The organism is Trinickia dabaoshanensis, assembly GCF_002879885.1.
In the GTDB taxonomy this organism is placed as follows: domain Bacteria; phylum Pseudomonadota; class Gammaproteobacteria; order Burkholderiales; family Burkholderiaceae; genus Trinickia; species Trinickia dabaoshanensis.
In genome coordinates, this window is the sequence record NZ_PNYA01000012.1 from 159,725 (window position 1) to 181,576 (window position 21,852).

Sequence of the window (21,852 nt, forward strand, 5' to 3'; positions counted from 1 at the left end):
CCCCGAATGACCGCGTCCCTTGGCGGTTCGGCGCGGCTCTTCCGCAAGGGCTCCGCGTGAAGGGGGCGCAGCATGGCATCTCGACAATCCGATCTGTTCGAGCAGGTAATGCACGCGCTCCGTGGCGAGGAAACAAAGCGCCAGAAGTGGTGGCATGTCGGCGGCGGTCCCGAAAACGTCACCGAAAAAATCGTCGAGATCAAAACCGTCGGACCGCAAAGATGGATACGGCGTGTTCACGAACGTGGCATTCTGACGCGAGTGCAGTTGCTTGCAATCATTCTCTTCACGTTGTGGGATTTCAGGGATCCCTACCAAGACGACGAAAAGATTGTTTCGGATTGGGAACGTGAATTTCGTGCCGCAATTGACAGCGGTGAATTTGTGCCGCGCGACCGGAACTCGCTTCTGCCGATCGCGAACGCGGATGAAACGAATTGGGTGATCAGCATTGACGAGGCCGATGCTTTTGTCGCCGCTCGGGGCATGGCGTGGACCTGCACGGAAACCGCAACTCACTTGTTCAATGAATTTTTCGGTGTCGACCGTTCGCAGCCGGTAGCCGACGCACGTGCCAACACCGAGGCTTTGGCCGAATCGAACCCGAGCGGGGCGATGCCCAGCGCATCGAACGCGATGCCGGGATTGGCCGAAGCGGCCGACTCGACGACGCAGAGGATTGCTACCGCAAGCAAGGGCTACGCATTTGTGGGCCTGTCTACCCCTGACATGGCCGCGGCCTTCGACGGCCTTGGCGGATGGTCAGAGGAACAATGGAACAAGAACCTCGGAGATGGCGCCCAGTGGTTAGTGCCGGCACGCAGGCAGCAAGGGCGACGCGGCAGAGGTCGCCCCAGCGTTTGGGATCCAGTTCACCTTGCCAAATTGCTCGCCGAGCATCGCGGCGCGTCTGTACCGTCAATCACTGCTGCTTTTCGGAAGCATTCATCCCTCGAGCCCTGGCGACGGCAATGGGATGAGTACCGGATCGACATTAACGACTGGAAGTCGCAGCGCAATTGAGCGGGTTTAAGCTCGTAAAACCCGCGCCTAAAACCCGGCTTCCGATGGGCCGTTGACCGGAAGCACGCGCAATTGCTGCAATCTTAAGTCCGCTCATAAACCCGCTCGCATGGCGGGTTTTTACATTCGAGCCACCTGCCGTCTGTTGTCGGTCATCGACACAGATGCACCTCGACATAGGTGGATAGAGTGGACAAGCAAACGATTCCGAAACCGTCTGCATTCAGCATCGAACAATTCTGCGAGTCGCACGGGAATATCTCGCGCGCCTACTTCTACAAGCTGCTTGCGGCCGGGCAAGGCCCTCGCCTGATGAAGGTTGGCCGACGCGTCCTGATTAGCGAAGAAGCAGCCGCCGATTGGCGGCGCGAGATGGAGGCACGTACCGCCCAGCAAAAGCAGCTTGAAACAGCGTGACCTGCCATACAGGCCGGACCTCTGCGTACGGCATAGCAGCGATCGCAAATCTACACAACGAACAGGTTTGACGAGTTTCGAAAAAGAAAAGCCGACCGTGTGAGAAGACGGTCGGCCCGACGCATCAAACGAGCTGAGCTTGCACGCAAAAGCACGTTCGGAAGCAATCGCTAGTTTATCAGTCTCGATTGCTCCAACGTTAAAGTCGGGAGCAACCCATGAGTGAAAAAACCGTTTCTCCTGCGACCCGCGCCGATAGCGATCACGCGGCTCGCTCCAATGCGAAGCATACAACCGATCCGCGTCAATTCGCCCGTGCTGGGCGCCGCTCGTGGTTGTTCGGTAAACACCGCGCAGCCTTCCCGTTCCGCCTGTCGACTCGCGGGTGAGTTATGACCGACACCAATATTGACGACGCACTGATCGACGCGGCGCGCGACGCCTGGCGGCGGATCTGGTGGAACAAGTGATGAAAACATTCAACATTGCGCATGTCACGCAGGCTCAGCCGAACGGGAGATCGCCACTCTCGCATCCGCAGCCCGATAAAGTCGCAATCCTCGAAGCGCTCGCCGCGATGTTCGATCCCGCCGACGTGATCGAGTTGCGCGCTTTTCACAAAGGGAAGAAGCGCACCGACGCCGGCTATTTCGATGGCGTGCATTGGCTCGACCTTGCCGACGCAGCCGTGAGTCTGAACCGGGCGGGCGCGGCGTGCTACGTGACGTTGAACCGGATCGACCCACAGTTGCTAGGCCGCTACTGCAACCGCGTCGAACGGTTCGCGAGCACGACCACGTCCGACCATGACGTGGTGCGGCGCCGCTGGCTTTTACTCGATTTCGATCCGGTGCGCCCGAAGGACACCTCCGCGACTGACGAACAACTCAAGGCCGCGCGCGTGACCTCGCAGGCCTGCTTTGAGTATTTGTCCTCGCAAGGCTGGCCGCAGCCAGTGCGGGCGGAGTCCGGCAATGGCATGCACTTGCTGTACGGGCTCGACCTGCCGAACGACGAGGCAAGCCGCGATCTGGTCAAGGGTGCGCTGGCGGGTCTGGCAGCGCGCTTCGACGACGACGCGATAACGGTCGATCAATCGGTCTTCAATGCCGCGCGCGTCGTGAAGCTGTACGGGTGTTTGGCGAACAAGGGCGACCACGCGCCGCTTACGCCGTGGCGGCTTTCGAGCATAGAGTCCGTGCCCCCGCACGGCGCCGGGATAGTAACCGCTGAGCAACTGCGCCTGCTCCACAAGCAGGCGATCAACGGTCATCACGGCGGCCGCTCTATCGCATCGGGGATGAGGTCGGGGGAGTGGAACGACCGCGCCTCATTTGACCTCGAAGCGTTCCTCGCGCGGCTCGGTATCGCCTATACCCGCGACCTGCACGGTGGGCGGGAGCGGTTCAAGCTGGCGACCTGCCCGTTCAATCCCGAGCATGTAAGCGGCGAGGCGGCAATCTTTCGCGGCCCGGACGGTGCGCTCGGCTTCAAGTGCCAGCACAACTCGTGCGCCGACAACCGTTGGCGCGACCTACGGGCACTGGTCGAGGGAGGGCCACGCGCTCGGTATGGTCACGCCTCGCCCGAGCGCGCACGCGCCGACAGCGACGTGATCATAGCGCCAGCCATGCCGCTTGCCGTGCCGTCTCTGCCGGGGTGCGATGTGCGCGATGGCACTAGGAACACGCGCCCGCTCACCGAATTGGGCAACGCGCAGCGTCTGCTCGATGCGCACGGCGTCAATCTCAGGTATGTGGCTGGGCTAAATGCCTGGCTCGTGTGGGACGGGACGGCGTGGCAATGGGATCACGATGGCGCGCAAGTGTGCGCGCTCGCCGCCGGTCTGCCAGCCGCGATTTATCGCGAGGGCGCTGGCTTTATCGGCACTGCGGATTTTCTGAAGGCGGCCGAGCATTTCGCCAAATGGTCGCGCAAGAGCGCCACCCGATACACCACCGAGGCGGCCGTCAAGCTCCTGTCGAACTTTGAGCAGGTACGCCTAACGCTGGAGGCGATCGACGCGGATCCGTATCTCGTCGGCTTTGATAAGGCCCGGCACGTGATCGACCTACGCACCGGCGTGACACGCGCCGCCGCACGAGAGGACTACGTGACGAAGAGCCTGGGGGTGCATAGCGTCGGCGACGCGGCGCGGGCCAAGCGCTGGGTGACGTTCCTCAATGAAATCTTCGACAGCGACAAGGAACTGATCGGGTGGCTGAAGCGCTTCGCTGGCTATACGCTCACCGGCTCAACGCAGGAACACGCGTTCCTCTTCTGTCACGGCGCCGGAAACAACGGCAAGGGCGTCCTCATGTTGCTGCTCAAGCACGTCATGGGCGACTACGCGAAGGCGATCCCTGCCGAGACGCTCACCGACGCGAAGCGCCATGCCGGAGCCGCTACGCCTGATCTGGCCGACCTGATCGGGGCACGCCTGGGCCTGTGCGCCGAGACGCCGGAAAATATGCCGCTTGCTGAGGCGCTCGTCAAAGGGCTGGTCGCCGGCGACACGATGGCCGTGCGCAGGCTGCATTGCTCCCCCGTGCAATTCCTCCCTCAACTCAAGCTGTGGATGAGCGGCAATCACAAGCCGGTCATCCGCGGCACAGACTACGGCATGTGGCGCCGTGTCAGGCTGATTCCGTTCAACCGGATCTTCTCGCCGGCCGAGCGCGACCCGCACTTGCTCGACGCGCTCAAACGCGAGTCGGCACACGTCGTTGCGTGGATGGTGGCCGGGTGCCTCGAATGGCAACAGCACGGGCTCGGCGACACGCCCGATGTGGTCGACGCTGCAACCCACGCGTATCAGACCGACCAGGATGTCATGGGCATGTGGTTGGCCGAATGCACGAAACCATCCGCCTACGAAACGACCTCGGGCGAGTTGTACGCCAGCTTCAAGGCGTGGTGCATTCGGACGGGGGCGAAGCCGGCGAGTCAGATCGTGATGGGGCGCAGACTGGGCGAGCGCGGTTACACCCATAGAGAATCGAACGGGCAAACGAGGTGGATCGGATTGTCGCTCAAGGAGCCGGCTGTCGAGTCGGACTATGACGGAAACGCCTACAAGCACGCGAAATGGGGCGATTCGTGATGCCGATGGATACATCGCGCAGGGCCCGAACAGTGGGGACAGTGGGGATAAAAGTCGATTTTGGGTTTGTCCTATTGAAAAGGCTGATTTCAATAGGGAAATACCAATTCAGCGTTTCATCTCCACTGTCCCCACTGCTCAAACCCAGGTGAGCGGCCAGGCGACCGCATCGAGGAGGCTTCAATGGTTGACGGATTGATCGCAGGGAAGCTAAGCGGCAGCGCGCAGAATCGCACGGCGCAAAACGGCAAGACGTTCGTGACGGCCAAGGTGCGTGCCGCGAGCGGCGATGGCGACGCGCTCTTTGTCAACGTGATCGCATTTGACGACAATGCGAAGGCCGCACTTCTCGCTCTCGCCGACGGTGACAGCGTTGCATTGGCAGGCACGCTCACGCCGAAGGTGTGGACCGACAAGCACGGCGACGCGAAAACGGCGCTCGATATGGTCGCGCACGGCGTGTTGAGCGCCTATCACGTGCGCAAGCGGCGCGAGGCAATTGGGCAGGCATCGAGCGGCGACACGACGTCGATCTCCCGTAGTGTCGGCAAGCAACGCGGACTGCGCGAAGGAGCGGCACTCGCCGGCGACGCGATGCCGGACGACGACGTCACGTTCTGAACGTCGCGTGAATTGACAAATGAAAAGGCTGCCATCGCGACATGGTGCGCCGTGTCGGTCCCAGGTGCAAAACCCAATTTTGCGTTTTGCACCGAGCCAAGCGCGAAGCAGCGAGGCAAGCGTTTTACGTCGAAGTCATCCATGACGCGTAACGGTCTCGTCGGTCATGTCTTCTTCACGAACTTTGTGTAGGGGCTGGGACCGGCCGGTTTCGTGACCGCGCAACGTGATCGGCTCGAGGGCGTCATACCGAACTCGGCGAGCATGCGCGTAAGTTGCGCGTAGGCTTGGTTTGCGACTTGCAAATACGGCGACGGAATCGGATAGCCGTGCTTGCTCTTGACGACCGCGCCGAGCTTGACGACCTTTTCGTTGGCGTCCCGCCAGCGACAGAACGCCTCGCAATATAGGCCCAATGCGGTCGCATCGAGCGCGGTTAGGAGGCCGGCCGCGCGCAAGTGCTCAGCGATGGTCGGCCAGTGCTTGCGCGCGCCGTCAGATAGCCAGGCCGGCATCACGTTCGCCTCAAGCGGTGGCGCGTCGGCGTCGATATTGAGCGGTCGGCCGCCGGGATTGCCACGAACCAGCTTCAACGCAGTGGGAATCGGTTTTCTACCACGCATGGTTGTCCTCCCTTTGCGTCGATCCGCGAGCATGCACTGCTCAATTTTGAGCGGTGTTTTGGCGTTCTTGCGCGTTATCCGGTCAAAACGGGGTCGCTAATTTCGCTTGAATAAAAAATTGACCCTACACGCGGTCTGGGCGGGTAACCCCGTAGCCTTTTGCCCCGCCTATCCCCCCGAGAAGGCCCGCCCGGTGGGGCAAACGGCTCCAATGCGGGCTCGCACGGACTCCGACGAGATTAGTAGGTTGCAGACCGTGAGCCCGTCTAAGAGCCGATTTCAGGGGTATGCTTAAAGTTGAGCATACCCCTCGTCGCAGAGGGCCTAACCCTGCCAACACGACGCCCCGACCTAAGTGGCGAGTGTCGCCATTCGGTCGCCGCTTCTCGGCTCGATTCGTTGACGACACGCCAGCGTCGCCTGTCTCCTCAAAATTGAGGAGACCGTTTGTCAGTATCTCCGACGGCGGTTAGCGTAGCGAGCGCGTGCCCCCATGTCTGACAGCCCCCTTTAAATCGCTTCGCGAAGGGGTGTCCTCGATTTCGAGGACACCCCTTCACTCGATTACCTGCTGCCGGCATTCGAACGATTCGACAAACCGAGCCCGCACCACTACGCGAGCGACGATGAATCAAGCGACCTTCTTCACGCCGAACAACCGCTCACGTTCGCGACGGAAGATGCCTTCCGCCGGACTGCCTTGAAAGATCGGGATCGCGATCTGCTCGGCCCTGCGCAGCAAGTCATCCGCTTCCTGGCGCTGCTTTGGCGGATCGAGATCGGCGCGATGCATCGACAGGCGCAGAGCGTCGCGAATCGCTTCCAGCTTGTTCCGGGTCGTGGCGATCTCGTCGCTGTTGTAAATGTCGACGAAGCGCTCACGTCCCCAGCCATCGCGTTCGGAACGCTCGTGCGTCGCGCGGCAAGCGTGCCGCAGCGTTTCGAGCATCAATGCCACCTGATCGTCAACGTTATGCAAATACGCCAGGATCACGGGCATGTCTTTGTCCGGGTCTTGATCGGGCACGGTCGGATGGGTATGGCCTTCGAGCAGCCACGAGAGTTGCGCTTCGCGGCCGTCCAGCGCGCTCTGCGCCATCATCGAGCGAAGCATGGCCGCCTGGTAGGCTTCGCGCGCTTGATTAGCCGCATGCCACGCCTCCAACTCTGCGACTCGGGCTTTCTCTGCGGCTAGGGCGAGTGCCGGCAGTTCCCTCCGGCGCCGGGTCGGGAGGCTTGCCAATTCGGACGCCCACGCACGACGCAGTTCGATCTTCGCCGCATCCGTGTCGCGCTGATCTTCGTCCTGCTGAAGCAGTCCAGACTTCGCGATCCGGCCAATCAGTTCGGCGCTTCTCTCAAAGACGGAAACCATGATGCGTTCTCCACGATGAATACGATGGTTTGGATAACCGGCTCAATTTTGAGCCGGTAGAATTGCGGCGAGCATCAACCGGCCGGCTACCACCTCAAATTTGAGGCGGCCTATCATCATCGAAGCGGGCAGCCAGCGCCCAGGAAACGACCGCGTTGTGCAACGGCAGACCGTTCGCATCGAGCCAGCATGCATTGCCTTGGTCATCCAGACAGAAACGGGCTTGGCGATATTTCGGCCCCCTGATATGGCAGCTGTCCAGATCGACCTCGACCAGCACGTCGTTGACGCCGTTGTCGTGGATCAGTGACGACAATGCGGCAACCGCTGTGGACGGATCGTTCCAGGTGACGGTGGGAATCGACATAGCAACTCCTTGAACGTGAGATGAGGCGGCCGGCTTTAAGCGCGCGCCAGAATCCAGCCGCTGGGGTACAGCAAGCGACCGCTCTCAGCGTCGACAAAAATGCCGGTGCCGTTTCGAAGGACATACTCGGCCATGACATATCGCTCACGATGCCTTGGCGGGAAATGCGGATTGCACCGGCGTTGCACGATCACGTTCTTGACCCGGCCGTTGCTGAGATCAAGCAGCGGCTTGAGCGCATCGGGCGCCGTGTCGGGATGCGCCCACCGGATAGGCTCGATTGAAGGCATACGGACCTCCTGATAAGGAATGCCACACAGGTTTCGTCGTCCCGATTTTGCTTTGACGTTCGTGTCGATTGCTCGCGGCTTGCCGGCCTCGATCGCCATCGTGCGGCTTAACGTTGGGACCGCAACGCCGGAGGCGGTCACGATCGACACTTAGCGACTATTGATCGATTCGCGATACGCAAGCGGCACGGGCTGCGAGACAAGCGCTTCAATGACACGCCGATAGCAGACGGAAAGGTCATTCATGTTGCGAAAATATACGCCCATCTCCTCGTAGAAGAAACATCCTGCCCGTCATACATCAATGACGCTGGGTCTCGTACGGCAAGGCCGCGCAAAGGGGGTGTCAAAACGACACCCCCTTCGGTGACGCACGTGCGCGGGACATGCTTCGCTCGGACGGTTTGCGGCGTGAGGGCATGCCCGACTTTCCGCGCACCGGAAAGTGATATGCTCACGCACGCGCCGCGTTGACAAACGTGAACAGCGCAAACGACAAAAATCATCTGAGAGAGCATATGGGCCAATCCTGCGCGGCCGGGTTCTATCCGGCATTCAAACAGAACATGGAAGCCATCGGCCTGACGGTCCCCACTGGTCTATTCGCGACGCAACAGCAAGCGGCATCGACGATTGGGCAACTGTTGGGCCTCGTGAAGACGTTCGGCATGAAAGTCACCATTCGCGAACTCATTGGCGCCGGCACGCTGACCGATTTTCTCGGCGCGGCGGCGGCATACTCGGCGGCGTTTTATGTGGGCGGCGCGATCGGAAGCCTGATCGTTGCGACGGACAAAACGCTCGGTTGCAAGGTTGGTCCGGTCGCCATTGGACAAATTCACCGCGCGATGCTGGGCGGGAGCGTGGTGCTTATTGCGCCGATGCAAGCGCTACTACTGCAACATCCCGAAATCGTCGATGTGTCGATGCCCAATCGCCGTTCATACGGTGCATGGGCTCGTGCTGCTGGAGCCGCGCAATGAAAGCATGGTTGATCGATCGCGGGTTGCTCGTGCTTACGGCTCTTGTTCTCGCCGGCGCCGCCTGGGCGGCTATCCACTATCTCGGCGAGTCGTATTTTTCGGTTTCGACGACGGTGCTAATTATCGTGCTGTTTGTCGAGAATTGGCGTCTGCAAAAACTGCTGCGCGAGCATGGCATTTCTACGCGCTGGCACAAGCGAGCGAAAGATCGGCCGTGACACTCTCGGCGTGTTGCGCATGAACGCGAGCACAGCATTGACTGGCGCTCGTTGAGCAGGGCAAATTCGGTCGGCTTGGCAAAGCCGACTTGCGCTAACGCCTTGCCCTTTCTGATTTCAAATCTGGGTGGGCCGAATCAACTCGACAACGCCGTCGCGTTGCGCTTACGTTGCCTCGAATTATTCCCAGAAGCCCGCACTGGCGCGCGCCAATTGAACGTCTAGCGAGTCCCACGCGAAACCCGCGTTTCGTATCAGCATTCCGAGAATCGCTACAAGCCTCTGCATCGCCTGTATCGTCGCGAGCAGGTCGCCCCATTTGATCCCCAGCTTCGCAATGTCGACTAGTTCATATTTGTCCGCGACGTGACGTACCTCCGTGTGGGCCGTCACCTTGTCGCGAATCGTTCGGAAACCGTTCATCGTGACGCTCGCCGATAAGCGTTGCCACAGATCCACTGCCTCGTCGTACAACGTATCGAACTGGTGACGTAATTCTCTTTCCTCGTCTGTTTCGATCTGTCGCAGCGCGGCCGCGATGGCAGGATCGGCTTCCTCCTCGACTGGCGGTAGCTTCCACGTCGCGAATTGTTCCCGGCAACCGCTTCTCAAGTCGTCGTCTGCGAGTTCGGCCATCAGATTACGCAGACTCGGTGCCCGACCATCACTGTCCATTGTGAGCTTGGCAATATCCTGGCAGCACGACAGGAACAACGTGTGCCTTAGGATTGCAAAGCCGTGCGCACGTCGCCCTGAGCCCCAGCGACGCGGGACAGCCTCCTCGAAGAGCATCGGCCCAAGCAGTGCATATCGATGGCGAAGTTCAATGAATGCGTCTAGTAGGTGGCTTGCGTGCGCTTCAATCTTTGCGTGTTTGGACGACATGGTGCTCTGAGCGGCAAATAGGAAGTTGGCGATTATTGACCGGGATGCACGACTGCCTGCGCGATTAGAGAGCAAGCAGGTCGATTTCGCGATGGCGCGCGGTGGCGTCGTATGTTGCCTTACGCGATTCTCCGGTCAAAGACGGGCGGCTCAACGCGGAAATCACCCATGCACGTTCCTGCAACGTAGCGGCGCGCGATGGGACCCTGATTGTCTTGTCCCGGCCGATGCGCTGCGCGAGGCGCCGTACGACCTCGTCAAGCGTCGTCACCCCGTCGACCATTCCCTCGTGTTTCGCTGTTTGCGCGTCGAGCACGCGGCCTTGGCCGTATCCCTGGTGGACCATAGATGCTGTGACCCCGCGATGTTTCGCTACAGCGTCGACAAACATGCGGTGATACTCGTTCACGCGCGACTGTATGTGCTGTCGTGCATCCGCGTTGAGCGGTGCGAACGGGCTGCTCTCGGTTTTGTAATTGCCGGCCTTGATCAAGGTCGTGCTGATGCCGGCGCGCTCTAAGCTCCGGGATAGGTTCTGGTGTGCGGCGACGATCCCGATCGAACCAACTTCCCCGCCGCTGGTGACGTACACCTCACTCGCCGCACTCGCGAGCCAATAGGCCCCGGCAGCGGCGAGGCTATTAGCGATTGCAAATATGGGCTTGCGCTCACGTGCCCGGCAAATCTCTTCGGCCACTTCAGCAACGCCATAGACGCTGCCCCCGGGCGAATCGATGTCGAGCAGAATGCCGCCGACCGAATCGTCGGCGAGCGCGGCGCGGAACGCTTGCGTGAAGCGCCATAGGCTCACGAAACCGAGTGCCTCGCCGCGCGCGTCCGTCCTTTGCGCCAACACGCCGTAAAGCGGCAATACGGCGATCGCGCCATTGCCGGTCGGACGGCAGTTCCTTGCGCTGATGGCGCCGTAGATTCGCGCATGGGGCGTTGAGTCGAGCCCGTGCCCGGCAGCCGAAGCCTCAAGCGCGGCGCGGACGAATTGAAGGCGGTTGGGAACGATGGCCCAAGGCCCAGCAATCAATTCGGCAATCGACGGCTGCATGAAATTCTCCTTCTGCACGCCTATGCATCGGCGTCATGCGTAGTGTGGCACGGCTCGCGATGATCGGAGCAAAGAGGAGCGAGGTCCGACACGACGCACGGGCGGGCTCTGCGCGCCGGCGAACGTCACCGATTTAAACCGGCCAAAAGCGGCCGTCACCGTCCCTCTGCTTGCGTGTTGAACGTCGCATGACTGATCGCAGGGCCTACAGAACCAAATCTCTTACAGGCGGCAAACAATCGCGCTCAATACATGCAACTATGAGTCGCCTTAACAGCTCAACTGACTCCAGGACGCTTTCGTGCTGATCACCTTTTAGCTTACCTCCATGCACTGCCTTTGAACGCACATTGTAGAGACGTTTGACGTCGGCAAAAAGTGTCTTCTGTAGGTCAACGTCTCCGGGCGCAAGGAACTTCGCGGTGTAAAGACTGACGCGGAAAACGATCTCCGAATCGACTCCGAACAGCCCTTCTATCCCTGCCCAGAGAAGAGCCAATTGCGCTCGCGGCAGAGAGTGCCAGTGATATGTTGCGAGGCAGTGCACCGCGTTTTGAAACCCATGCTGAGTAAGCAGCGATTGGGCTTTACCGAAATTGCTTTCAAGCCACATGCACTCCGCTTCGTTGAGAACCCGAGAATCCTTCCCAAGAGGGGCTAAGATTCGATAGTCGATAACGTTGAGGCGGCTTCGCTCGGTGAAGTGAGCTGCGGCTGCCGTTGACTGAAGCCCGCAATTGACAGGCACGCCGAAGATTGCGCTCAGCAATAAGACGTCCCAGAGAGAGTTCCAAGCGCGTGTTGCTACGTCAGCTCTGCCCATGCCGGCGATGCGAAGTTGACATTCGACCCAGGGCAACTGCAACAAGGCGAAATGCCTGTCGAGGAGATTGAGTCCCGCTAGAAGCGGGCGGGGGCCAACCTGTTCTCCCCAAGGGAGCAATTCGAGACCATCGGCCAGTCGGATACTCCGCGGAACCTTGATACCACTAAGCAACAAATACGTTGTGCGCCGCCCCCCGATGACTCTTGGCATAAAGTCCTGCCTTCGAACTGGATTCACGTGCATTGATGCTAACACTTCGATGTGGCGGTCACGGCGTGCGTACCACCCGGCCGCTTGGCAGTGCAGAGATCGTGCGGCTGCTTTAGGATGTGGAGAACGCAATGGCGAATGACCCGCAACGGGCCGATATGCGCCGCCCGCACGTCGCCGGCTCGCCCGAGCGGCGCGATAGCATCCTATGGCTCCGTGCGGCCACGAGGAGACGCTCACGCAGCGGGGATGGACGGCTCGAAGTCACTGCGTTTCGGCCATTCACCATTGTGACGCTAAGCGTTGCGGTGGCCGCCGAACGGCACGAGCAGCGCGATCGCGAAAGCAGGCGCGCGGGCTAGTTGCTAACCATCCGCGCTTTCCTCGACGATCACTGTGAGACGTGGCTGATCGCTCACCGCAAGATACTCAGCCAACCAAAACTTAATACTCGTCGCCCGACGAAGAGCCTCGCATATTTGATAATGTTTTCAACCCCATTACATTTCGACTCGCGGAGAATCTCATTGCCCAGTCAATCTGCTCTCCTGAGGGAACCGGATTGGGAGATCCAAAACGATCTAAAAATCCTCTTAGATGATCGAGGTAACCGGAAATAAACTGATCGCTGTTTTTGGCGCTAATCAATAAAAATGCTTCCGATGATCCAGAAAATTCCCCAAGCTGCTTCGCAGAAAAGACCGGCCGTCGAAGTTCCGCCGACCTTGCGATTAATATTGTTCTCACGCACCACGCGACACGCCTATTAAAAAAAATGTAGTCGCGAAATTTCTCTGCATTTTTCAATAAAAACCACGCAAGATCAGAAGCCAGATCGATTTCCTGTTCGTAACTATTTTTATAGTTGAAGCTTTCGCGAATAAAATCAAATTCGCCGGATGAATCAAATAAGGGCCTGCTTTCCAGTGCAATGTGCAAAATGAAAAGATCGCCAGAATTCGCACGTTGGATCGCTAAATCGCGAGGGTAGCACGCCATGTTGATATTGGCCTGCACTACCATCCTGTATTCGGCATCGTCGGTAACAGCAAATAAATCAACATCCGAATCTGGCTGTTGATCGTCGCGGGCGCGGCTCCCGTACAATGCAAGCGCTAAAATTGGCATTAGCGTACTCTACTAATTCTGTTAATCACCGTCGGCACAAAGATTGCGTACCACCATAGACCAAATATAGCATTGATCCCGTAAATAACCTGTGGTATCCAAAGGGTCTTTTCGGCTGCATGCTTTGTATATCCAACCAGCAATGAAACGTCAAAAGACGTCATAAAAGCAAGTTTCCAAGTGCAAGCCCCGATAACATCGGGGGCATCACATGTTACACCAGCTTGTTTGTAGATGACCGCAAACAACGCGATCATCATTAGTCCTACCAGTGCAGGACGCGCGAGGCTATAGCCCCACTCGTTTACTGCACCTGAAATTTTCAAAATAGAAAGCTCAAGCGAAGCTTGCAACACTTTCCAAAGTGAAGAAACCTTCTTAAGCGGCTTTGCTTTCGACTCCTTCGTCGGCGGATGGTCTTTCGACCTCAAAACAAATTTTGCACTTTCCCGTCTAGAAATCAAGGATTGCGTAAGATAAGTTTTTACCGCTTGATAATAGACATTGTCATCCGCATTTCTTTCGTTATTCGATAAAACAGCCCGCGCCATTTTGACCTTTGTTTCCTCCAGTCGCATTCTCTGATGCGCGGGACTAGTCGGCCCTTTCTGCAGGAGAACCCCGGCGTCCATGTTCGTGTATGCTGACATAACGAATTCCCAAGGATTCGAAATCATCGAATCGAAAAATTTCGTTTCTGTGCCGGACACACCAATCTCTGACCAAATGCAATCAATAAACTGACATTGCTCAAATGTCGCCAGTGAAAGCGAAACACGTGAAAATTTGCAATTTGAAAATTTCACGCCTTTCCATGTGGCCGATCCCAAATCACACTCTAAAAATTGACAACTATTAAAAGATAAGTCAACAGATATAAAATTGCCGCGAAAATCACAGTTTTCAAACGAGAACCCTTTTGCCGACCATCGCGTCAGCTTCTTTTTATTTACAAAGATCGATAAACGCTCTGCCGTACATTCCGAATACGAGATCCCGGTAACGTTGGAGATATCCCAATCAAACGCACGATCTATGCCGCGGAAGCTCTCGGAATAGAGTGGGTCCCAATAGCTTGATTTTCGTTTCCCGCTAACGTACTTAGTTAAGATATTCGGATTTGCGGTCGGCCGCGTTCGCGCCTGCTTGCCGGCAGAATTACCGTTTGCCGATGTCGGTTGTTGAGATCCAGGCTTGGCTTTCGGTGGAAGGTTCGAACTTGTCATTTTTCGTTCTGTCTTTCTGGGCGCGGTATATCTCGGGAACGTGGATTCTACCGCCTCCGCGTCGCCGCTGCCGAGTATCGTTATGACCGCACCAGTGAAGCTACGATGTGGACCGCGAAGCGGTCGTTGAAGATCTGCAAGTCGAGGGTCGAGCGTTGTGGCGTATTTCTAGATGCACAGCCAGGAAGTCGGAGCCCGCTGCTCACTTCGCTAAAAGTGGCCACTTGCCAGAAGCGATGTACGCCTGCGGACTGCAATCCCTCGGTCGGACTACTTCGCGTCCGCGTTCCATCAAAAATTTGGCTCTTGGATAACTCAGATGGACGATATCGACAGTTCAACAAGCGGCATTGCCCCGCGTGAACGAAAGGCGGCTGGGCAGTTGGAAGCGGACGTTGATGTCCAAGGGATAACTGACGGTAATGGGTTGATGTCTGGCATTTGTGGGGGGGCGTTCCTTCACCGTGCACCTACAAGCCTGTTGCGCATGCGCGCTAGTTTGCGACTGAGCAAAGGCACCTTCCGATGGTTGGCAACGATTTGCGAGCGACCCAAGCGACCGGTGCGAGGGCCGTCCCGGTTGGTTGCCGATGGGCGCCCCTGCGCGTCAGAGGCAAAGGATGACGACCCGCGCCGGCCTTCCGCAGAATCTTCGCCCGATCGAGCCGGGATTTGCCGTAATGCAGTGCCTCACAAACGCGCCAGAACGGCCCAGGGCGGGACGGCGAGGAGGGCGGCGAGTGGGGGGGGCTCCGGGCGCGGTTCGCATGGGCTTAACGCCAAAACCCTGCCGCCGAAAAAGTCCACAGGAAGTCCACAAAGCAAAAAGGCCCGGCGTGAGCCGAGCCTTTCTACCTGCAATCGCTTGCAAATTCTGGTGGGTAGTACTGGGATCGAACCAGTGACCCCTGCCGTGTGAAGGCAGTGCTCTACCGCTGAGCTAACCACCCGAAGAGAGTCGAATTATGTCAGAACGTTTTCCGCTAGTAAAGCGTTTTTTATGCGGCCTGCACATCGGCCGCATCAGCGGCGGTTTCGGGCGCCGGTTCTCGACGCCATATGCTCGTGCCTTTCATCGCCTTATCCAGATCGTTGAGCACGGCCTCATGCGCTTGTAGCTCCGTCTCGTCGGCGGCAAGCACCGGCAGCGCCAGGCCCGCGAGCGACATCGCTTTGCCCGCGGCCGCCGAGGCAGCTTCCGTTGTTGCGGCTTCGCCCAGCATGTCGATGACGAGGCTTTCCTGCCCGCGCGTCATCGCCAGATACACCTCGGCCAGTAGTTCCGAGTCGAGCAATGCGCCGTGCAGCGTCCGGTGCGCGTTGCTGATCCCGAAGCGGTCGCACAGCGCATCGAGCGAGTTGCGCTTGCCCGGGAACATCGCTTTCGCCTGCACGAGCGTATCGATCACGCCCGCATAGTGTTCGCGAAAGGGCGGTAACCGGAGCAGGGCGAATTCGGCTTCGAGAAAGCCCAAGTCGAACGGTGCGTTGTGAATGATGAGTTCCGCATCGCGCAAGTAATCGCGCAACGCGTCGGAAATCTCGGCGAACTTCGGCTTGTCGCTCAAAAACTCGGTCGTCAAGCCGTGCACCGCGAGTGCCCCGGGATCGCTGTCGCGCTCGGGGTTGATGTAGAAGTGCAGATTGTTGCCCGTGAGCCGCCGGTTCACGAGTTCCACGCAACCGATTTCGATGATGCGGTCGCCCGTTCGTGCGTTAAGACCTGTGGTTTCCGTGTCGAGAACGATTTGACGCATATTCGTATATCTCGTCTATAAGCAGTGCAAAGCGGCGCGGCGAGCGATGCGTCGCGCCAATCAAACGAACCCCGGCAAATCCCGGCGAACGCTCAGCTTTCCGCCAGCGCGCTCACGCCGCGGTTGGCGAGCGCATCGGCGCGTTCGTTTTCGGGATGGCCGGCGTGCCCCTTGACCCAGCGCCATTCGATCTGGTGCAGGGCCGCGAGTTCGTCCAGCCGCTTCCAAAGATCGGCGTTCTTGACGGGCGTCTTGGCCGCCGTCATCCAGTTCTTCTTTTTCCAACCGTGAATCCACTCGCTGATGCCTTTTTGCACGTATTGCGAGTCGGTATGGACGACGGCTTTGCACGGCCGCTTCAACGCCTCGAGCGCCGCGATCACCGCCATGATTTCCATGCGGTTGTTCGTCGTATTCGCCTCTCCGCCGAAAAGTTCTTTTTCCTGCGTGCCGTAACGCAGGAGGGCGCCCCAGCCGCCGGGGCCCGGGTTGCCCTTGCAGGCGCCGTCGGTAAAGATCTCGATGAACTCGGGCGTTGCTTCAGTCACGTCATATTCTCGGGTTAGGGGTTTTGTGCGTCGCGGCGGGCGCAAGGCCCGGCGCCAACACGGGCTTCTTCGCTTTGATCGCGCCGACGAGCCGCATGCCGCGCACGCGCTTGACCGCCGTCACCATGTAAGCCGCGCCGAAAATGGGCCACCATCGATCTCCGGCCTCCTCCATGAAGGCGAATCGCGTTAGCCAGTTTTCGTGAGCGAGGGGCGGACGATAGCAGCCGAAGCGTCCGCGTTCAAGCTCGAATCCGAGCAACTTGAGCCAATCCTTGATCCGCGTAAAGGCGATCAGGTCTTGTGCGGCCGGCACGAACGGGCGCCCGGTCATTTTGCCGAACGCCTGGCGCGCCCCCCACAAGCTCAGCGAATTGAACCCGAGGATGACGAGTTGACCTTCCGGCATCAATACGCGCTCGGCCTCGCGCAGCAGCCGGTGCGGGTCGCGCGTGAATTCGAGCGTGTGTGGCATGACCAGCAAATCTACGCTTTGCGCCTCGAACGGTAAATCGAGTAAATCGCACCAAAGCGTCGTGCGCGCGGCGGGGCCGTAGCGGTCGTCGAGCCCGGCAACGCCTCCGGGCCCGATTACGGCGCTCTCCCGCCAGCGAGGCGGGTAAGTGAACGGCGCGCTCGCCCCGCTCGCCGCGTCGAGGACGAGCGCGCGCGAGGGCATGCGGTTCTCGCGCAGCGCGTCGAGCTGCGGCAGGCCGAGTTGCAGCGCGTGGTAGCCGAACACGTTCGACACGACGCTGTCGAGCTGGGCCTGTTCCCAGTCGAGTACATAACGCCCAGGCGGCGAAGCCGTCCAAGCAGGCCAGTCTATAATCGGTCGATCTGACATCGTGGTGGGTGCGTCGCCTATGAATACGCTCGAATACGTGCCGGTGCCGGCGTTTGCGGACAACTACATCTGGCTCGTATCGGACGGGCGCGATGCCGTCGCCGTCGACCCGGGCGAAGCCGCCCCCGTCAGGGCGTATCTCGCTAAGCGGGGCTGGCGACTCGCCGCTATTTTACTCACGCACCATCACGCCGACCATGTCGGCGGTGTAGCCGAGCTCATAGGCGATACCCCTATCCCCGTCTACGGCCCCGCGGCGGAAGCCATTCCCGTCGTCACGCATCCCCTGGCCGGCGGCGATCGCGTGACGATTTCCGCGCCGCATCTCGAATTGGACGTGCTCGACGTGCCGGGGCACACGCGCGGCCATATCGCTTATTTCGAGGCCGGCGAGGCGCCCGGCGTACCGCACGTTTTCTGTGGCGATACGCTTTTCGCCTGCGGCTGCGGGCGGCTGTTCGAAGGCACGCCGCCGCAAATGCTCGCGTCGCTCGACGCCTTGGCCGCGCTGCCGGGCGAAACGCAGGTGCATTGTGCACACGAATACACGCTGTCGAACATTCGGTTTGCGCTCGCTTGCGATCCGGAGAACGCGCGGTTGCGCCAATGGCATGACGAGGCCGCGGCGATGCGCGCGCGGGACGTGCCTACGCTTCCCACGACGATCGCACACGAGCGCGCCGTCAATCCGTTCCTTCGATCGGACGATCCCGCGGTCGTCAAAGCCCTTGGCGAACAATTACACGAAACGGTTCCGGATCGGCTCGCATCCTTTACCCTGATGCGCGAATGGAAAAATCGTTTTCGTTAGAGGCTTTGCACGCGGCGCAAATTTCGTTCGATGCTTCGAAAAAATGCGGCAAGTTATGGATTTGACTGGTTTTTTTATCAGTTTCTGTTGACGTAGCCGGTGCGCTTTCGTACTATCGCCTGCAATTTCCAGCTTTGGAAGAGCAGACGTTCATGCGATTTATATTCAGTGCACTGTTGGTTTTGACGCTTGCCGCCTGCGCAAGTCAAGGACCGACGGCGCCTCCGGCCTCCGACGCATCCAATCCGAGCACCGCCACCGATACCCTGCGCGTTACCGCCGCCAAGCAAACCATCGACGTCGACAAGAGCTCCGTCGAGCAGTTGACGACAGCGGACTCGGACCTGTGGGCGCGTATCCGCCGCGGATTCCAAATGCCCGACCTGCACAACGACTTGGTCGATATGCAGGCCAATTGGTATGCGCAGCGTCCCGACTACGTCCAGCGCATGACGGAGCGCTCGCAAAAGTACCTCTACTACATCGTCGAGGAACTCGAGTCGCGGCACATGCCGACCGAGCTGGCGCTGTTGCCGTTCATCGAATCGGCCTACAACCCGCAGGCGCTCTCGGTCGCGAAAGCGGCCGGCATGTGGCAATTCGTCCCCGGTACCGGGCGCACCTACAACCTGAAGCAGAACATGTGGCTGGACGAGCGGCGCGATGTGATGGCGTCCACCGGCGCGGCGCTCGACTATCTCTCGCGCCTGCACGATATGTTCGGCGATTGGTATCTCGCGCTCGCTGCTTATAACTGGGGCGAGGGCAATGTGCAGCGGGCGATCGCCCGTAATCAGGCGGCCGGCTTGCCGACCGATTACGAGAGCCTGCGCATGCCCAACGAAACGCGCAACTATGTGCCGAAACTGCAGGCCGTCAAGAACATCGTGACGAATCCGCAAGTTTACGGCCTGACCCTGCCCTCGATTCCGAACCACCCATATTTCGTGACGGTGACGACTTCGCACGATATCGACGTCGAAGTGGCCGCCAAGCTCGCGAACATGACGCCGGACGAGTTCCGTGCGCTCAATCCTTCGTTCAAAAAGCCCGTCATCGTCGGGGCGACCGAACCGCAGATTCTGCTGCCGTTCGATAACGCGAGCGCGTTCGAGCACAATCTGAAGGCCTACGCCGGGCAATTGTCGTCCTGGACCACGTATACGGTGACCGAGCGCACGCGCCCGCAAGCGCTGGCCGAGAAAATCGGCGTCGATCCGCAAACGCTGATGTCGGTCAACAAAATCCCGGCGGGGATGCGCCTCAAACCCGGTTCGACGCTCGTGGTCCCGCGCGGCGACGACGATGACGAGGACATCAGTGCCGACGTGGCCGAGAGCGCCGTCCTCGCGATGGAACCGGACGTCCCGGACACGCGCAAGATGCTGATCCGCGTGCGCCGCAAGCAGACGATGGCCGCGATCGCCGAGCGTTATCACGTATCGATCGGCCAACTCAGAGCTTGGAACAGAACCCATCGCTCGATGGCGATGCCGGGGCAGGTCATCGTGCTGCACGTGCCGGTGGGCACCGCGGTGCCGTCCGAGCCGGGTCCGCAAAAGATCGCGACGGCGATCCCCGATGGTGCGAAGGTCGAGCGTGTCGATGCCCGCGCAGCGGAAGCGAAGCCCTCGCGTCGCGAGAAGGCAGGCAGGGGCCGCGTTCGAGCGACGATCGGCAAGACGGCCGCGCATAGCGCCAAGCCGGCGCGGCACAGCGTCGCCGCGTCGAAGCCCGCGCAAAAGACATCGAAGGTCGCGGATTCCCACGACAAGAGCGAGAGCAAGTCGAAGTCGAAATCGTAAGCGCCGCGGCGATCGGCATCAGGCCGATCGACAGACGAGCGCTTATGCTAGTTTTTCAGTAGCTTCTCGATCACGCCGTCGCCCAAGCCGCGACGGCGTTTTCATTCGTGGGTTCATTCGGAGGTGAGAGCAGGATAGGGGGGGCGGGAGCACGCGGGTCGGCCCGAGTTGCGGCGCATATCGGCAGGTGTAGGATCGTCTTCGTGCCCGTCGGCAAGCCGCGCACGCGGCTATCTTCCTCCGCGTCGAGGCGACTTCCGATTGTGGGGAAGGGGCATTTCCGGCTATAATCGAAAAGTTTGCACTATCCAACCCGCACCCTAGCGCCTACCTCTTCCATCCCGTTCATCCGCCGCGCGCCGTCATCGCGAGCGAGTGCCGCCGAGCCCGTCCGGTCAACGGATCGAAGCCTCGAGCCTCGTTCAAGTCGTCGCAGCAGCGTGCGAGTTCGTGCCACGCCGCCTGCTTTCGCCGAGTCGAAAGCGAGCGCGACGATTGCCACGAACGTTCGCGTGGTCGGATAAACAGGTCGGCACCAGGGTGTTCCTGAAGGAGCTTCCCCGTGTTGCCGTCTTTTCCTCCCGCTCTGCTTGCACTCGCCGACGGCACGATTTTTCGCGGCTATGCCATCGGCGCGGCTGGTCATACCATCGGCGAAGTCGTGTTCAATACCGCGATCACCGGTTACCAAGAGATCCTGACCGATCCGAGCTACGCACGCCAGATCGTCACGCTGACCTACCCCCACATCGGCAACGTCGGCGTGAATGCCGAGGACGTCGAGTCGACCAAGGTCCACGCGGCCGGCTTGATCGTACGCGATCTGCCTGCGCGCGCGTCGAACTTCCGCATGCAACGTACGCTCGGCGAGTACTTGCAAGCCGAAAACGTCGTGGCGATCGCCGGCATCGATACGCGCCGTCTCACGCGCATCTTGCGCGACAAGGGCGCGCAAAACGGTTGCATCCTGGCCGGCAGCACGGACGAAGCGAAGGCCGTCGAACTGGCTCGCTCGTTCCCGGGCTTGGCGGGCATGGATCTCGCCAAAGTCGTCAGCACGGCTAAGCCGTACGAGTGGACGCAGACGGAGTGGCGTTTGGGTTCGGGCTTCGGCGCGCAACGCACGCCGAAATACCGCGTCGTCGCGTTCGACTACGGCGTCAAATACAACATCTTGCGCATGCTGGCCGAGCGCGGCTGCCATGTCACGGTGCTGCCGGCCCAAGCGAGCGCGGCCGAAGCACTCGCGCTCAATCCCGATGGCGTATTCCTCTCGAACGGCCCGGGCGATCCCGAGCCTTGCGACTACGCGATCGCGGCAACCAAGGAATTCATCGAGCGCGGTATTCCCACGTTCGGCATTTGCCTGGGGCACCAGATCATGGGCCTCGCGGTCGGCGCGAAGACGGTCAAGATGAAGACGGGTCACCACGGCGCGAATCACCCGGTCAAGGATCTGGCCGACGGCCGCGTCGTCATCACGTCGCAAAACCACGGGTTCGCCGTCGACGCGAGCACGCTGCCCGCGAACGCGCGCGTCACGCACATCTCGCTTTTCGACGGCACGCTGCAAGGCTTCGAGCTGACGGACAAGCCGGCGTTCTGCTTCCAGGGCCACCCCGAAGCGTCGCCGGGGCCGCACGATATCGGCTACCTGTTCGATCGGTTCACGGCGCTGATGGACGCCAAGCGCGGCAACGCGGCCGCGTGATTCCAAAGCGCCGCGGCG

Annotated in this window: 21 protein-coding genes and 1 tRNA gene; 9 read left to right on the plus strand and 13 right to left on the minus strand. The window is 59.9% G+C overall.

Annotation, left to right across the window (positions count from 1 at the left end):
• The first annotated feature begins 72 nt into the window (after nt 1-72).
• The 4 genes from C0Z18_RS15115 (at nt 73) to C0Z18_RS15130 (ending at nt 5,164) form a co-directional block, all read left to right on the plus strand.
• Nucleotides 73-1,023, plus strand: a complete 951-nt coding sequence (locus C0Z18_RS15115) for a hypothetical protein (protein ID WP_146014014.1) — start codon at nt 73-75, stop codon at nt 1,021-1,023.
• A gap of 189 nt (nt 1,024-1,212) precedes the next feature.
• Nucleotides 1,213-1,440 (plus strand): hypothetical protein, encoded by a 228-nt coding sequence (locus tag C0Z18_RS15120; RefSeq protein ID WP_199189457.1) that lies wholly within the window; start codon nt 1,213-1,215, stop codon nt 1,438-1,440.
• Nucleotides 1,441-1,909: 469 nt separating this feature from the next.
• The gene (locus tag C0Z18_RS15125) at nt 1,910-4,543 is read left to right on the plus strand and encodes a phage/plasmid primase, P4 family (RefSeq protein ID WP_146014015.1); all 2,634 of its coding nucleotides are present in this window, start codon (nt 1,910-1,912) and stop codon (nt 4,541-4,543) included.
• Between the two features lie 183 nt (nt 4,544-4,726).
• Nucleotides 4,727-5,164: a single-stranded DNA-binding protein gene (locus tag C0Z18_RS15130; RefSeq protein ID WP_102646222.1), complete on the plus strand. Its 438-nt coding sequence runs from the start codon at nt 4,727-4,729 to the stop codon at nt 5,162-5,164.
• Between the two features lie 164 nt (nt 5,165-5,328).
• Here C0Z18_RS15130 and C0Z18_RS15135 read toward each other — a convergent pair whose 3' ends face one another.
• From C0Z18_RS15135 to C0Z18_RS15150, 4 genes are all read right to left on the minus strand, one after another.
• Nucleotides 5,329-5,787: a phage terminase small subunit P27 family gene (locus C0Z18_RS15135; RefSeq protein ID WP_102646223.1), complete on the minus strand. Its 459-nt coding sequence runs from the start codon at nt 5,785-5,787 to the stop codon at nt 5,329-5,331.
• 631 nt (nt 5,788-6,418) lie between these two features.
• Complete coding sequence (locus tag C0Z18_RS15140) at nt 6,419-7,162, minus strand: hypothetical protein (RefSeq protein ID WP_102646224.1); 744 nt, start codon at nt 7,160-7,162, stop codon at nt 6,419-6,421.
• 94 nt (nt 7,163-7,256) lie between these two features.
• Nucleotides 7,257-7,529, minus strand: a complete 273-nt coding sequence (locus tag C0Z18_RS15145) for a hypothetical protein (protein WP_102646225.1) — start codon at nt 7,527-7,529, stop codon at nt 7,257-7,259.
• Nucleotides 7,530-7,564: 35 nt separating this feature from the next.
• On the minus strand, nt 7,565-7,969 hold the full coding sequence (locus C0Z18_RS15150; protein ID WP_102646226.1) for a hypothetical protein: 405 nt from the start codon (nt 7,967-7,969) through the stop codon (nt 7,565-7,567).
• A 368-nt stretch (nt 7,970-8,337) separates the two neighbouring features.
• Here C0Z18_RS15150 and C0Z18_RS15155 point away from each other — a divergent pair, with 368 nt between their 5' ends.
• Together C0Z18_RS15155 and C0Z18_RS15160 are read left to right on the plus strand one after the other, a co-directional pair.
• On the plus strand, nt 8,338-8,802 hold the full coding sequence (locus tag C0Z18_RS15155; protein WP_102646227.1) for a hypothetical protein: 465 nt from the start codon (nt 8,338-8,340) through the stop codon (nt 8,800-8,802).
• A gap of 8 nt (nt 8,803-8,810) precedes the next feature.
• Nucleotides 8,811-9,020, plus strand: a complete 210-nt coding sequence (locus tag C0Z18_RS15160; protein WP_233217317.1) for a hypothetical protein — start codon at nt 8,811-8,813, stop codon at nt 9,018-9,020.
• Nucleotides 9,021-9,200: 180 nt separating this feature from the next.
• Here C0Z18_RS15160 and C0Z18_RS15165 read toward each other — a convergent pair whose 3' ends face one another.
• The 9 genes from C0Z18_RS15165 to C0Z18_RS15210 form a co-directional block, all read right to left on the minus strand.
• A complete protein-coding gene (locus C0Z18_RS15165) occupies nt 9,201-9,905 on the minus strand; it encodes an AbiU2 domain-containing protein (RefSeq protein ID WP_102646229.1) in 705 nt (234 codons plus the stop codon).
• Nucleotides 9,906-9,969: 64 nt separating this feature from the next.
• On the minus strand, nt 9,970-10,965 hold the full coding sequence (locus C0Z18_RS15170; protein WP_102646271.1) for a S49 family peptidase: 996 nt from the start codon (nt 10,963-10,965) through the stop codon (nt 9,970-9,972).
• Between the two features lie 205 nt (nt 10,966-11,170).
• Complete coding sequence (locus tag C0Z18_RS15175; RefSeq protein ID WP_146014016.1) at nt 11,171-11,833, minus strand: HEPN domain-containing protein; 663 nt, start codon at nt 11,831-11,833, stop codon at nt 11,171-11,173.
• A 612-nt stretch (nt 11,834-12,445) separates the two neighbouring features.
• On the minus strand, nt 12,446-13,129 hold the full coding sequence (halB, locus tag C0Z18_RS15185; protein ID WP_102646232.1) for an anti-phage Hailong system nucleotidyltransferase HalB: 684 nt from the start codon (nt 13,127-13,129) through the stop codon (nt 12,446-12,448).
• Nucleotides 13,129-14,355, minus strand: a complete 1,227-nt coding sequence (gene halA, locus C0Z18_RS15190; RefSeq protein ID WP_102646233.1) for an anti-phage Hailong system effector protein HalA — start codon at nt 14,353-14,355, stop codon at nt 13,129-13,131. The genes halB and halA overlap by 1 nt, the downstream gene beginning before the upstream one ends.
• An 875-nt stretch (nt 14,356-15,230) precedes the next feature.
• Nucleotides 15,231-15,305: transfer RNA gene (locus C0Z18_RS15195), tRNA-Val, on the minus strand.
• Nucleotides 15,306-15,353: 48 nt separating this feature from the next.
• Nucleotides 15,354-16,112 carry a DNA polymerase III subunit epsilon gene (gene dnaQ, locus C0Z18_RS15200; protein ID WP_102646234.1) on the minus strand — a complete coding sequence of 253 codons (759 nt, stop codon included), beginning with the start codon at nt 16,110-16,112 and terminating at the stop codon, nt 15,354-15,356.
• A gap of 92 nt (nt 16,113-16,204) precedes the next feature.
• Nucleotides 16,205-16,660 (minus strand): ribonuclease HI, encoded by a 456-nt coding sequence (gene rnhA, locus C0Z18_RS15205; RefSeq protein ID WP_102646235.1) that lies wholly within the window; start codon nt 16,658-16,660, stop codon nt 16,205-16,207.
• A gap of 1 nt (nt 16,661) precedes the next feature.
• Nucleotides 16,662-17,507 (minus strand): class I SAM-dependent methyltransferase, encoded by an 846-nt coding sequence (locus C0Z18_RS15210; RefSeq protein ID WP_102646236.1) that lies wholly within the window; start codon nt 17,505-17,507, stop codon nt 16,662-16,664.
• 19 nt (nt 17,508-17,526) lie between these two features.
• On the opposite strand from C0Z18_RS15210, the gene gloB reads away from it, so the two are divergent.
• The 3 genes from gloB (at nt 17,527) to carA (ending at nt 21,834) form a co-directional block, all read left to right on the plus strand.
• Nucleotides 17,527-18,318, plus strand: a complete 792-nt coding sequence (gloB, locus tag C0Z18_RS15215) for a hydroxyacylglutathione hydrolase (RefSeq protein WP_102646237.1) — start codon at nt 17,527-17,529, stop codon at nt 18,316-18,318.
• 152 nt (nt 18,319-18,470) lie between these two features.
• Entirely contained in the window at nt 18,471-20,123 is a 1,653-nt protein-coding gene (locus C0Z18_RS15220) for a transglycosylase SLT domain-containing protein (protein WP_102646272.1), read from the plus strand.
• Between the two features lie 562 nt (nt 20,124-20,685).
• Nucleotides 20,686-21,834, plus strand: a complete 1,149-nt coding sequence (gene carA, locus C0Z18_RS15225; RefSeq protein WP_102646238.1) for a glutamine-hydrolyzing carbamoyl-phosphate synthase small subunit — start codon at nt 20,686-20,688, stop codon at nt 21,832-21,834.
• The last annotated feature ends 18 nt before the right edge of the window (nt 21,835-21,852 follow it).

Coding starts and splice junctions, on each gene's coding strand:
- C0Z18_RS15165 (WP_102646229.1), bottom strand. CDS start 9,905: ATGTCGTCCAAACACGCAAAGATTGAAGCGCACGCAAGCCACCTACTA.
- C0Z18_RS15210 (WP_102646236.1), bottom strand. CDS start 17,507: ATGTCAGATCGACCGATTATAGACTGGCCTGCTTGGACGGCTTCGCCG.
- C0Z18_RS15140 (WP_102646224.1), bottom strand. CDS start 7,162: ATGGTTTCCGTCTTTGAGAGAAGCGCCGAACTGATTGGCCGGATCGCG.
- C0Z18_RS15220 (WP_102646272.1), top strand. CDS start 18,471: ATGCGATTTATATTCAGTGCACTGTTGGTTTTGACGCTTGCCGCCTGC.
- dnaQ (WP_102646234.1), bottom strand. CDS start 16,112: ATGCGTCAAATCGTTCTCGACACGGAAACCACAGGTCTTAACGCACGA.
- C0Z18_RS15145 (WP_102646225.1), bottom strand. CDS start 7,529: ATGTCGATTCCCACCGTCACCTGGAACGATCCGTCCACAGCGGTTGCC.
- C0Z18_RS15115 (WP_146014014.1), top strand. CDS start 73: ATGGCATCTCGACAATCCGATCTGTTCGAGCAGGTAATGCACGCGCTC.
- halA (WP_102646233.1), bottom strand. CDS start 14,355: ATGACAAGTTCGAACCTTCCACCGAAAGCCAAGCCTGGATCTCAACAA.
- halB (WP_102646232.1), bottom strand. CDS start 13,129: ATGCCAATTTTAGCGCTTGCATTGTACGGGAGCCGCGCCCGCGACGAT.
- gloB (WP_102646237.1), top strand. CDS start 17,527: ATGAATACGCTCGAATACGTGCCGGTGCCGGCGTTTGCGGACAACTAC.
- C0Z18_RS15170 (WP_102646271.1), bottom strand. CDS start 10,965: ATGCAGCCGTCGATTGCCGAATTGATTGCTGGGCCTTGGGCCATCGTT.
- C0Z18_RS15125 (WP_146014015.1), top strand. CDS start 1,910: ATGAAAACATTCAACATTGCGCATGTCACGCAGGCTCAGCCGAACGGG.
- C0Z18_RS15130 (WP_102646222.1), top strand. CDS start 4,727: ATGGTTGACGGATTGATCGCAGGGAAGCTAAGCGGCAGCGCGCAGAAT.
- C0Z18_RS15135 (WP_102646223.1), bottom strand. CDS start 5,787: ATGCGTGGTAGAAAACCGATTCCCACTGCGTTGAAGCTGGTTCGTGGC.
- C0Z18_RS15155 (WP_102646227.1), top strand. CDS start 8,338: ATGGGCCAATCCTGCGCGGCCGGGTTCTATCCGGCATTCAAACAGAAC.